Origin of the sequence: Micromonospora sp. NPDC005254 (genome assembly GCF_042872525.1) — a bacterium.
Lineage (GTDB): Bacteria > Actinomycetota > Actinomycetes > Mycobacteriales > Micromonosporaceae > Micromonospora.
On record NZ_JBIAKM010000011.1, the window covers coordinates 138,891 to 151,064 of the forward strand.

Genomic DNA, 12,174 nt, shown 5'->3' on the forward strand with positions numbered 1-12,174 from the left:
GGGGGGCGGGGGGGGGGGGCGGCGGGGGCCCCCCCCCCCGGGGGGCGGGGGGGGGGGGGCGGCCCCCCCCGGGGGGGGGGGGCCCCCCCCCACGCCCTTTCTGGGGTCCCAACCCGGCAACTTTCGATCAAATCGACGAAAGTTGATGCTGGATCGTCGGAAGGTATGGACACATCGACATGCGCGACTTAGTGTCGGGGCCAACACGACATTGTTTCGTCGAGGTGAACCGGCGGCGCGGTAACCCATCGACCCCACCACCGCTACGGCATCCGGCGCGACGGCGCGCGCCCGGCCTGGCTTCATTCGTCAGGAAGGGACAGCACAGATGTCCAACAAGGACGCACCCCCTCGTCGATCCCGACGATGGCTCTCCACCGGATCGGCCCTGCTCCTCGTGGCCGCGGCTGGCACGGTCACGCTGGCGGCCAGCCCGACACCGGCCCAGGCGCACACGATCAACGCCACCGACTTCCAGCAGGTCGAACTCGCCCGGGGCGTGTCCGACATGGGTGAGCCGATGTCGCTGGCCGTGCTGCCGGACCGTTCGGTCCTGCACACCGCCCGCAACGGCACGCTGCGCCGCACCGACGCGAACGGCACCACGTCGGTGATCGGCACCCTGTCGGTCTACAACCACGACGAAGAGGGGTTGCAGGGCGTCGGAGTCGACCCGAACTTCGCCAGCAACCGGCAGATCTTCCTCTACTACGCGCCGCCGCTGTCCACCCCCGCCGGCGACGCGCCCGCGACCGGCACCGACTTCTCGGCCTGGCAGGGAGTGAACCGCCTCTCCCGGTTCACCCTCAACAGCGACTTCACGATCAACCAGGCCAGCAAGGTCGACGTCCTCGACGTACCGGCCGACCGCGGTCTGTGCTGCCACGTCGGCGGGGACATCGACTTCGACGCCGCCGGCAACCTCTACCTGTCCACCGGCGACGACACCAACCCCTTCGACTCCGCCGGCTACTCGCCCATCGACGAGCGGACCAACCGCAACCCGGGGTACGACGCGCAGCGCAGCGCCGGCAACACCAACGACCTGCGCGGCAAGATCCTGCGGATCAAGGTGAACGCGAACGGGACGTACTCCATCCCGTCGGGCAACCTGTTCGCGCCCGGCGCGGCCAAGACCCGGCCGGAGATCTACGCGATGGGGTTCCGCAACCCGTTCCGAATCAGCGTGGACAAGGGCACCGGGGTCGTCTACGTCGGTGACTACGGGCCGGACGCCGGCAGCACCAGCTCCACCCGCGGGCCGTCGGGCCAGGTCGAGTTCAACCGGGTCGCCGCGCCGGGCAACTTCGGCTGGCCGTACTGCACCGGCACGAACACCACCACCGAGACGTACAACGAGTGGGACTTCGCCACCAACGCCAGCGGAGCGAAGTACAACTGCGCCGGCGGGCCGACCAACAACTCGTTCCGCAACACCGGCCTGACCACCCTGCCGCCGGCCCAGCCGGCCTGGATCCGGTACGCCGGCGACGCCGGCACCCCGACCGAGTTCGGCGGCGGCTCCGAGTCGCCGATGGCCGGCCCGGTCTACCGCTACAACGCCTCGTCGACCTCCACCACGAAGTTCCCGCAGTCGTTCGACGGCCAGTTCTTCGCCACCGAGTTCGGCCGGGGCTGGATCAAGCCCATCCACGTCAACTCCGACGGATCCCGGGGCACCATCGACGCCTTTCCCTGGGTCGGCAAGCAGGTGATGGACTCGGCCTTCGGCCCGGACGGCTCGTACTACGTGCTCGACTACGGCACCGGCTACTTCAACGGTGACGCCAACTCGGCGCTCTACCGCTTCGACTACGTCGGCGGCGGCAACCGGGCGCCCAGCGCCGCGGCGAGCGCGAACAAGACCTCCGGCGCGGCCCCGCTGACCGTGGTGTTCTCCTCGGCCGGCTCGTCCGACCCCGAGGGCGGGGCGTTGACCTACTCGTGGAACTTCGGCGACGGCACCACCTCCACGACGGCGAACCCGACGAAGACGTACAGCACGAACGGCACCTACACCGCCACGCTGACCGTACGGGACCCGCAGGGCGCCACCGGCAGCGCCAGCGTGCAGATCAGCGTCGGCAACACCGCGCCCACGGTGACCATCAACAACCCCGGCAACGGGCAGTTGTTCAGCTTCGGTGACACCGTGCCGTACAGCATCACGGTGACCGACCCGGAGGACGGCACGATCGACTGCACGAAGGTCAAGATGACCTACGTGCTCGGGCACGACCAGCACGGGCACCAGATCACCTCGAAGACCGGCTGCTCCGGCTCGATCACCATCCCGGTCGACGGTGAGCACGACGACGCGGCGAACATCTTCGCCATCTTCGACGCCGAGTACACCGACGCCGGTGGGCTGACCACGCACACCCAGCACACGCTGCCGCCGCGCCACCGCCAGGCCGAGTTCTTCGGCAGCTCGTCCGGGATCAACGTGTTCAGCAAGACCCCGGCCGAGGGCGGCAAGACCGTCGGCGACATCAACAACGGCGACTGGATCGCGTTCCAGCCGTACCGGCTCGGCAACGTCACCTCGTTCACCGCCCGGGTCTCCTCGGCGGGCGCCGGCGGCACCCTCCAGGTGCGGGCCGGCTCGGCCACCGGCGCGGTGCTCGGCTCCGCGACCGTCCCGGTGACCGGCGGCTGGGAAACCTTCACCACTGTCACGGGGGCGATCACCAACCCGCCGACCGGCACCACCACGCTCTACCTGACCTTCGCGGGTACGGGCACCGGCGCGCTCTACGACCTGGACGCGTTCACCTTCACCACCGGCTCGGCCCCCGTCGGCGGGACCGGTCCGATCAAGGGTCTGGGCGGCAAGTGCCTGGACGTGCGCAACGCCGCCACCGCCGACGGCACGCAGATCCAGATCTATACCTGCAACGGCAGTGCGGCCCAGACCTGGGCGGTCACGCCGAACTCCACCATCAAGTCGTTGGGCAAGTGCCTGGACGTCTCGGGTGCCGGCACCGCCGACGGCACCAAGATCCAGCTCTACACCTGCAACGGCACCGGGGCGCAGAACTGGGCCGGGCAGGCCGACGGCACGCTCCGCAACGTGGCGTCCGGGAAGTGCCTGGACGTCTCCGGAAGCAACTCCGCGGACAGCACCGTGGTGAACCTCTGGACCTGCACCGCCGCCGCGAACCAAAAGTGGACCCTGCCCTGAGCTGAGCGGAGGGGCTCCCGCCACACGGGAGCCCCTCCCCACCGTCCCGAAGGAGAGCGACATGCGCAGACTCCTGCGAACCGTCCTCGGCGCGACCACCGCCGTCCTCGCCGTCATCGCCTGCACCACCCCGGCCACCCCGGCCAGCGCCGCCGACGCCCCGTACGACGTGCTGGTGTTCTCCAAGACCGCCGGCTTCCGCCACGACGCGATACCGGTCGGCATCCAGACCATCCGTGACCTGGGCGCCGCGAACAACTTCACCGTGACCGCCACCGAGGACGCCGCCGCGTTCACCACCGCCAACCTCGCCCAGTACGAGGCGGTCGTCTTCCTCAACACCACCGGCGACGTGCTCAACGCCACCCAGCAGACCGCCTTCGAGTCGTACATCGGTTCCGGCCGCGGGTACGTGGGTGTGCACGCCGCCGCCGACACCGAGTACGACTGGCCGTTCTACGGCAACCTGGTCGGCGCGTGGTTCGCCTCGCACCCCGCCATCCAGCAGGCCAACGTCAAGGTGGAGGACCGGGGTAACGCGGCCACCGGGCACCTGCCGCAGACCTGGACCCGCACCGACGAGTGGTACAACTACCGCACCAACGCCCGGTCCACCGCACACGTGCTGGCCACGCTCGACGAATCGTCGTACTCCGGGGGCGGCATGGGCGCCGACCACCCGCACTCCTGGTGCAAGAGCTACAGCGGCGGCCGGTCCTTCTACACCGGCGGCGGGCACACCCAGGCGTCGTACGCCGAGCCGGCGTTCCGGGCCCACCTGCTCGGCGGCATCCGGTACGCGGCCGGCCGGAGCAAGGCCGACTGCCGGCCCGAGACCGGCTACACCCCGCTCTACAACGGCTCCACCACCGGCTGGTCGCAGGCCGGGCCGGGCAACTTCACCAACTCCGACGCCACCCTCACCTCGGTGGGCGGCATGGGCCTGTACTGGTACAGCGCGAAGCAGTTCACCAACTACTCGCTGAAGCTGGACTGGAAGCTGGCCGGTGACGACAACTCGGGCGTGTTCATCGGCTTCCCGCCGTCGAGCGACCCGTGGTCGGCGGTGGACAACGGCTACGAGATCCAGATCGACGCCACCGACGCGGCGGACCGCACCACCGGCTCGGTCTACACCTTCAAGTCCGCGGACCTCGCGGCCCGCGACGCGGCGCTCAACGCGCCGGGGGAGTGGAACACCTACGAGCTGCTGGTCGAGGGCGAGCGGCTGCAGATCTTCCTCAACGGGGTGAAGATCAACGACTTCACCAACACCAATCCGGTACGGTCGCTGGCCGGCCACATCGGCATCCAGAACCACGGCACCGGCGACGACGCCTCGTTCCGCAACATCCGGATCAAGGAGCTGGGCACCACGCCTCCCCCGAGCGGGAACACCACCATCCAGGCCGAGTCGTTCAGCTCGGCCAACGGGGTCTCCGCGTTCACCAAGGCGGGCGCCAACGGTGGTCAGACCGTCGGCTACATCGACCCGGGTGACTGGGCCGCGTACAACGGCGTGGACCTGACCGGCGTCACCTCGTTCACCTCCCGGGTCGTCTCCGGCGGCGCGGGCGGCACCATCCAGGTCCGCACCGGCTCGGCCACCGGTCCGGTGCTCGGCACGGTCACGGTGCCCAACACCGGCAGTTGGACGACGTTCGCCAACGTCACCACGACGCTGTCCAACGTCCCGTCCGGCACCCAGAACCTCTACCTCACGTTTGGCGGTAGCGGCACCGGGCTCTTCGACGTGGACGACTTCACCCTGGTCAAGGGGACCGGCGGCAGCACCGGGGTCGGCCCGGTCAAGGGCCTCGCCGGCAAGTGCCTGGACGTGCGCAGCGGCGCCACTGCCGACGGCACCCAGATCCAGATCTACACCTGCAACGGCAGTACGGCGCAGACCTGGACCGTGACGCCGAACTCGACGATCAAGGCGCTCGGCAAGTGCCTCGACGTGTCCGGCAGCGGCACCGCCGACGGCACCAAGATCCAGCTCTGGACCTGCAACGGCACCGGCGCGCAGAACTGGGCGGCCCAGTCCGACGGCAGCCTGCGCAACACGGCCTCGGGCAAGTGCCTGGACGTCTCCGGCAACAACTCGGCGGACAGCACCATCGTCCACCTCTGGACCTGCAACGGCGCGGCCAACCAGAAGTGGACCCTGCCCTGACCTGCCGAACGCGCCGAGCCCACCGGGCTCACTGAACGCGCAGGCGCCGCCGGTCACGGCCGGCGGCGCCTGCGAGTCACCTGCTCCCGACGCCACCCGCTCCCGACGCCACCCGCTCCTGGTGGCAACCGCAGCGTCGGCGAACGCGCTCCGCCTCACCGGGCGCGTCCTTGCCGAGGCCAATGTCACCGAAGAGGGGTATACCTGTGAGTCATATTTATGACTCACAGGTATACCCCTCTCGACAATCCATCGCGGAGCGGCCGGAGCGGCCGGAGCGGCCGGAGCGGCCGGAGCGGCCGGAGCGGCCGGAGCGGCCGGAGCGGCCGGAGCGGCCGGAGCGGCCGGAGCGCCGGAGCGGCCGGGGTGGTCGGAGCGGCCGGAGCGGCCGGAGCGCCGGAGCGGCCGGGGTGGTCGGAGCGGCCGGAGCCGCTGGGCGCGTTGCCTGGACGCCGGAGGCCTACTCTCAGCCGGCTGCCGTACCTTGACCAGCATGGGGCGTTTCGCGCGATGGCGCCGAGTGGTGCGGTCGCAGGGAGACCGCCTCCGCGGCGCGCTGCACCGGGCCGAGGAGCCCGACCCGTTGACCGGGCCGGCTCCCAGCCTGAACCGTCTCGACGCGCTGGCAGAGGAGTTCGCCGCAGGCCAGCCCGTGCGTTGGAGCCTCGGCGGGGCACCCCGGCCGCTGCCCGGCGCGGTCGACGTGGCGGCGTACCGGATCATCGAGGAGTCGCTGGCCGACGCGCGTCGACACGCCCCCGGCGCGGCGGTGGCGGTCCGGCTGCGCTACGACGCCGAGGGCGTCACCATCGAGGTACGCGACGACGGCGCCGATGCCGCGACGCCGGGCGGGGAGACCCGGGGCGCCGGGCGGGGGCTGGCCGCGGTGCGCGGGCGCACCGAGCGGGTCGGTGGCACCTTCTCCGCCGGCCCGAATCCCGGCGGCGGGTTCACCGTCCGGGCGGTCCTGCCCGCGCCCGAAGAAGCGGCCGAGTGACGATCCGGGGCTTTCGCGATGGGGCCCAACGGAAATAGGGTGGAGGTGGCGACCGTGACGGTGGCCGGTGACCCGGTGGGAGGCGCAACCCGCCGGGCTCAGGTGCGCTCGGCATCCACCGGTGTTCCGCCTCGGTGCCACGTACCGGTCTGACCGGTCACCCTCGCCCCGGTCCGCACAACGGAATCCCCATCACATCAGGGGAGAAGGACAATGGCGCGACCCATCACGCTCTTCACCGGCCAGTGGGCCGACCTTCCGTTCGAGGAGGTCTGCCGGCTCGCCTCCGAGTGGGGCTACGACGGTCTGGAGATCGCCTGCTGGGGCGACCACTTCGAGGTCGACAAGGCGCTCGCCGACGACTCGTACGTCGACCGCAAGCGGGAGACGCTCGCGAAGCACAACCTCGAGGTCTTCACGATCTCCAACCACCTCGTCGGTCAGGCGGTCTGCGACCATCCGATCGACGAGCGGCACCAGGACATCCTGCCCGCCCGGATCTGGGGCGACGGGGAGCCCGAGGGGGTCCGCCAGCGGGCCGCCGAGGAGATCAAGGACACCGCGCGGGCCGCGGCGAAGCTCGGGGTGAAGACCGTCGTCGGTTTCACCGGGTCGTCGATCTGGCACACCCTGGCGATGTTCCCGCCGGTGCCGCCGTCGATGATCGAGCGCGGCTACCAGGACTTCGCCGATCGGTGGAACCCGATCCTCGACGTGTTCGACGAGGTCGGGGTGCGGTTCGCGCACGAGGTGCACCCCAGCGAGATCGCGTACGACTACTGGACGACCAAGCGGACGCTGGAGGCGATCGGCAACCGGCCCGCGTTCGGGCTGAACTGGGACCCGTCGCACTTCGTCTGGCAGGAGCTGGACCCGGTGAACTTCATCTTCGACTTCGCCGACCGGATCTACCACGTGGACTGCAAGGACGCGAAGGTGCGTACCGGCGATGGCCGGCGCGGCCGGCTCGCCTCGCACCTGCCCTGGGCCGACCTGCGCCGCGGCTGGGACTTCGTCTCCACCGGGCACGGCGACGTGCCCTGGGAGGACTGCTTCCGGGCGTTGAACGCGATCGGCTACACCGGCCCGATCTCCGTCGAGTGGGAGGACGCCGGGATGGATCGCCTGGTCGGCGCCCCGGAGGCGCTGCAGTTCGTCCGCCGGCTCGCCTTCGACGCCCCGAGCGCCGCCTTCGACGCGGCGTTCAGCAGCAAGGACTGACCACAGCTCGGACAGATTGCCGTTCGGACAGACCACGGGCCGGTCGCCGTCAGGCGACCGGCCCGTCTACGTGCGGATGGGTCAGAGCGTGCTGCCGTTGGTGCCCGAGCCGGACGGCTTGGTGCGGGGGGTGGTGGCCGACGGCGACCCGGAGGTCGTGCCGACCGTGCTGCTGCCCGTCGAGCCGGAGCCCGCCTTGGCGCCCACCGTGGCGGGCGTGCCGGCGAACGCGTCGTCGGCGGCGGTCAGCTCCTGCTTGCCGGTGCTGCCGTTGCCCAGCTTCTCGCCCAGCTTGGACTGGCCGAGCTTGTCCTTGCCCTCGCTGTAGAGCCGGTTGGCCTGGGCCTGCGCGACCCCGGCCGCCTCCTGGACGGTCGGGTGGTCGAGCACCTTGCGGCCCCGAACCACGAGCTCTTCGTACTTCTCCCGGCCGGCACGGGCGCCCAGGACGAATCCCGCAGCCAGCCCGCCAAGAAACATGATCTTTCCGCGCATGGCGGCTCCTTCCGTACCTGACGCGCCGTCGCCCCCGGCGGGTTGCCCCGTCGGGCGCGACAAATTCGCGCCTGCGTCCTCTGTCCGCAGCTAACTACCCATCCTGCTCCCCGCTCAAGCCTGCTTGTGCCGGGATGGCGATTTGCCCCGATTGCGATCAGGCCGTGGCGCTGACCTGCGAATCTGGATCAAGGCGGCTGCGGGTGCAACCCACTGGACCACCACCGGGGGATGTCCTGTACTCTTGTCCCGTCGCAGGGCACCGGCGAGATCCGGTTCCAGGCGGTGCACGATCCCCTGTAGCTCAATTGGCAGAGCAGCCGGCTGTTAACCGGCAGGTTATTGGTTCGAGTCCAATCGGGGGAGCTTCTCCACCAACGCCCGTCGGCAGCATGCCGACGGGCGTTTCTGCTGTCCCCACGTCCCGCGCCCTCCGGCCCCGGCAACTCCTCTCGGCAGGCCCGAACCCCTGCCCGCGCGATCGTGGCAGCAACTTCGGGGATGTTGCTGCCTCCCGCGTGCCTGAGGCAGCAACATCCCCGTTGTTGTGACGATCTTGGGGGCGCGGGGCGCGGGGCGCGGGGCGCGGGGCGCGGGGCGCGGGGCGCGGGGCGCGGGGCGGAATGGGAGGTTTGGGCCGCTTGCGGCTCCCGTGCCCGGCAGGATGGTCGATGTCGACCTAGACTCCAGCTGCGTCGATTGATGCGTCGATTCTTGGGGTGAGCGCAATGTCCGGACGAGGCGGCTTCGGCCGGGCCACACTGGTCGCGGTGGCGGTCGTGCTGGCCTGGCTGGTGATCGGCGGTTTGGCCGGCCCGTACGCCGGGCGTCTCAGCGAGGTCGCCACCAACGACAACGCCGCCTTCCTGCCCACCGACGCCGAGGCGACCCGCGCCCAGGACCTCGCCGGCGGCTTCGTCGACCGGCAGACCGTGCCGGCGCTTGTCGTCTACGAGCGGCCGGCGGGGATCACCGACGCGGACCGGCAGCGGGTGAGCGCCGACGCTGCCCGCTTCGCCCAGGTGCCCGGCGTGGTCAACCCGCTGCCCCCGCCGATTCCCAGCGAGGACGGCCAGGCACTCCAGGTCGTCGTGCCGGTGGACGACGCCGAGGGCGAGGAGATCGGCTCGGTCGTCGAACAGTTGCGCGACATCGCCGGCGGCGACCGGGACGGGCTCACCGTGGACGTCGCCGGCCCGGCCGGCCTGCTCGCCGACCTGATCGAGGTCTTCTCCGCCATCGACGGGCCACTGCTGCTCGTCACGCTCGTGGTGGTGCTGATCATCCTGCTGATCGTCTACCGCAGCCCGGTCCTGTGGATCTTTCCGCTGCTGGCCGCCGGAATGTCGTACGCGCTGGCCTCGGTCTTCGTCTACCTGCTCGCCGACGCCGACATCGTCAAGCTCAACGGCCAGGCACAGGGCATCCTCACCGTGCTGGTCTTCGGCGCCGGCACCGACTACGCGCTGCTGATGATCGCCCGCTACCGCGAGGAGCTGCACCGGCACGACCGCCCGTGGGACGCGATGCGCACCGCGTGGAGGGGCGCCGCTCCGGCCATCATCGCGTCCGGCGGCACGGTCATCGTCAGCCTGCTCTGCCTGCTGCTGTCCAGCCTCAACTCGAACCGGGCGCTCGGCCCGGTCGCCGCCATCGGCATCGCCGCCACCCTGCTGGTGATGCTCACCTTCCTGCCGGCGTTGCTGGTGCTGGGCGGCCGGTGGGCGTTCTGGCCCCGACGTCCCCGAGCCGACCAGGCCGACCCGCGGGCCGAGCACGGCATCTGGAGTCGCATCGCCGGTTTCGTGGCCCGGCACGCCCGACCGATCTGGCTGAGCACCGCCGTCGTCCTGGCTCTCCTCACGCTCGGCCTGACCCAGCTCGGCGCCACCACCCTCGGTCAGTCCGACCTGTTCACCCAGCGCACCGACTCGGTGGACGGTCAGGACGTGATCGCCCGGCACTACCCGGCCGGCACCGGCAGCCCGGCAACCATCTTCACCACCGAGCAGAGCGCACGGCAGGTGGCGCAGGTGGCCCAGGGCGTACGCGGCGTCGCCGACGTCCGTCCGCTCTCCAGCGGCCCGCAGACCGGCCCGCCCGAGGAGAACGCCGCCCCGAAGGTCGTCGACGGGCGGGTGCAGTTGGAGGCGACGCTCGCCGACCCGCCCGACAGCGACGGCGCCGAGCAGACCATCCGCGACCTGCGGGTGGCCGTACACCAGGTGCCCGGCGCGGACGCCGTGGTGGGCGGCTTCACCGCGATCAACGTGGACACCTCGGACGCCGCGAAGCGCGACCAGAACGTCATCATCCCGGTGGTGCTGGTGGTCATCGCGGTCATCCTGGCCCTGCTGCTGCGGGCCCTCCTCGCTCCGGTGCTGCTCATCGGCACGGTGCTGCTCAGCTTCGCGGCGACCCTCGGTCTCTGCGCGCTGCTGTTCCGCCACGTCTTCGACTTCCCCGGCGTGGACTCGTCGTTCCCGCTGTTCGCGTTCGTCTTCCTGGTCGCCCTCGGGATCGACTACAACATCTTCCTGATGAGCCGGGTCCGCGAGGAGTCGGTCAAGCGGGGCACCCGCGCCGGTGTGCTCGCCGGCCTCGCCGTCACCGGCGGGGTGATCACCTCCGCCGGCATCGTGCTCGCCGCGACCTTCTCCGCCCTGGCCGTCCTGCCGCTGGTGGTGCTCGTCGAGCTGGGTACCGCCGTCGCGATCGGGGTACTGATCGACACGATCATCGTCCGGTCGCTGCTGGTGCCCGCGCTCGCGTACGACATCGGGCCGAAGATCTGGTGGCCGGGCCGCTTGTCCCGGGCGAACGGCGAGCGGGAGGCGCGCGATGCTGGCTGAGACCGACGTGGTCGTCGTCGGCGGGGGCCTGGCCGGCCTCGCCGCCGCCCGCCGGCTGCACCGCGCCGGCGTGCCCTGGCGGCTGCTGGAGGCCGGCGGCCGGCTCGGCGGCCGGGTCGCCACCGACGTCGTCGACGGCTACCTGATCGACCGCGGTTTCCAGGTGCTCAACACGGCCTACCCGCGGCTCGGCACGCTGCTCGACACCGACCGGCTCAACCTCGGCTACTTCACGTCCGGGGTGCTGGTGCGCCGGGGCGACGACCTGCTACGGCTGGTCAACCCGCTGCGCGAACCGGCCTGCGGGCCGCGTACCGCGCTGGCCGGCGTGGGCTCGCTGCTCGACCGGCTGCGCTTCGCCGCGCTCGCCACCGGCTGCGCCACGCTGCCGGTGTCCCGGCTGCTCTCCGCGCCGGAGACCAGCGCCGAGACGGCGCTGCGCCGCGCCGGTCTCTCCGACGCGATCATCGAGGAGCTGCTGCGGCCGTTCCTGTCCGGCGTGTTCATCGACCGGGAGCTGGCCACCTCCAGCCACGTGCTCGCGATGGTGCTGCGCTCGTTCGCCCGCGGCCGGATCGGTCTGCCCGCCGAGGGGATGGCCGCGCTGCCCCGGGCCATCGCCGACCCGCTCCCCGCCGACCTGCTCGACCGGGACACCCCGGTCGCGCAGGTCGCGCCCGGCCGGGTCCGCACCCAGGCCGGCGACATCCGCTGCCGAGCCGTCGTGGTCGCCGTCGACCCGCCCGCCGCGGCCGCGCTGCTGCCGGCCCTGGCGGCGGTACGCATGCACAGCTACACCACGTACTACCACAGCGCGCCCGAGCCGCCGCTCGCCGAGCCGATCCTGCTCGTCGACGGCGACCGCCGGGAGATCGTCGCGAACACGGTGGTGCTCAGCAACGCCGTCAGCACGTACGCGCCCGCCGGACGGCACCTCGTGGCCACGTCGGTGGTGGGTCCGACGGCCCCGCCCGAGTCGACCATCCGGGCCGAGTTGACCCGGCTGTACGGTCGATCCACCGCCGACTGGACCCACCTCACCACAGTGGTCGTCCCGGACGCGCTGCCCGCCGCGCCGCCGCCGCAGGGGCGGCTGCGCAAGCCCGTGTCGATGGGGGAGGGGCTGTTCGTGGCCGGTGACCACCGCGACAGTCCATCGATCCAGGGCGCTCTCGCCAGCGGCTGGCGTGCCGCCGGGGCGGTGCTGAAGGAGCTGCGCGCCGGCTGAGCCCGCCTCGAACGAGGGCCC

At 71.4% G+C, this 12,174-nt stretch carries 7 protein-coding genes and 1 tRNA gene; 7 read left to right on the forward strand and 1 reads right to left on the reverse strand.

Annotated elements, in window-relative coordinates:
* Positions 1–328: 328 nt before the first annotated feature.
* The 4 genes from ACFYPR_RS29020 (at position 329) to ACFYPR_RS29035 (ending at position 7,578) form a co-directional block, all read left to right on the forward strand.
* Entirely contained in the window at positions 329–3,184 is a 2,856-nt protein-coding gene (locus tag ACFYPR_RS29020) for a PQQ-dependent sugar dehydrogenase (protein ID WP_387263555.1), read from the forward strand.
* A 61-nt stretch (positions 3,185–3,245) separates the two neighbouring features.
* Complete coding sequence (locus ACFYPR_RS29025) at positions 3,246–5,360, forward strand: ThuA domain-containing protein (RefSeq protein WP_387263558.1); 2,115 nt, start codon at positions 3,246–3,248, stop codon at positions 5,358–5,360.
* A gap of 493 nt (positions 5,361–5,853) precedes the next feature.
* The gene (locus ACFYPR_RS29030; RefSeq protein WP_354854582.1) at positions 5,854–6,357 is read left to right on the forward strand and encodes an ATP-binding protein; all 504 of its coding nucleotides are present in this window, start codon (positions 5,854–5,856) and stop codon (positions 6,355–6,357) included.
* 213 nt (positions 6,358–6,570) lie between these two features.
* A complete protein-coding gene (locus ACFYPR_RS29035; RefSeq protein WP_354854580.1) occupies positions 6,571–7,578 on the forward strand; it encodes a sugar phosphate isomerase/epimerase family protein in 1,008 nt (335 codons plus the stop codon).
* Positions 7,579–7,659: 81 nt separating this feature from the next.
* On the opposite strand, the gene ACFYPR_RS29040 is transcribed toward ACFYPR_RS29035, so the two are convergent.
* Positions 7,660–8,073, reverse strand: coding sequence for a hypothetical protein (locus tag ACFYPR_RS29040; RefSeq protein WP_354854578.1), 414 nt, complete (start codon positions 8,071–8,073; stop codon positions 7,660–7,662).
* A 293-nt stretch (positions 8,074–8,366) separates the two neighbouring features.
* On the opposite strand from ACFYPR_RS29040, the gene ACFYPR_RS29045 reads away from it, so the two are divergent.
* From ACFYPR_RS29045 to ACFYPR_RS29055, 3 genes are all read left to right on the forward strand, one after another.
* Positions 8,367–8,439, forward strand: a tRNA-Asn gene (locus tag ACFYPR_RS29045).
* A gap of 362 nt (positions 8,440–8,801) precedes the next feature.
* Positions 8,802–10,925, forward strand: a complete 2,124-nt coding sequence (locus ACFYPR_RS29050) for an MMPL family transporter (RefSeq protein ID WP_387263561.1) — start codon at positions 8,802–8,804, stop codon at positions 10,923–10,925.
* Positions 10,915–12,153, forward strand: a complete 1,239-nt coding sequence (locus ACFYPR_RS29055) for an FAD-dependent oxidoreductase (protein WP_387263563.1) — start codon at positions 10,915–10,917, stop codon at positions 12,151–12,153. The genes ACFYPR_RS29050 and ACFYPR_RS29055 overlap by 11 nt, the downstream gene beginning before the upstream one ends.
* Positions 12,154–12,174: the final 21 nt, after the last annotated feature.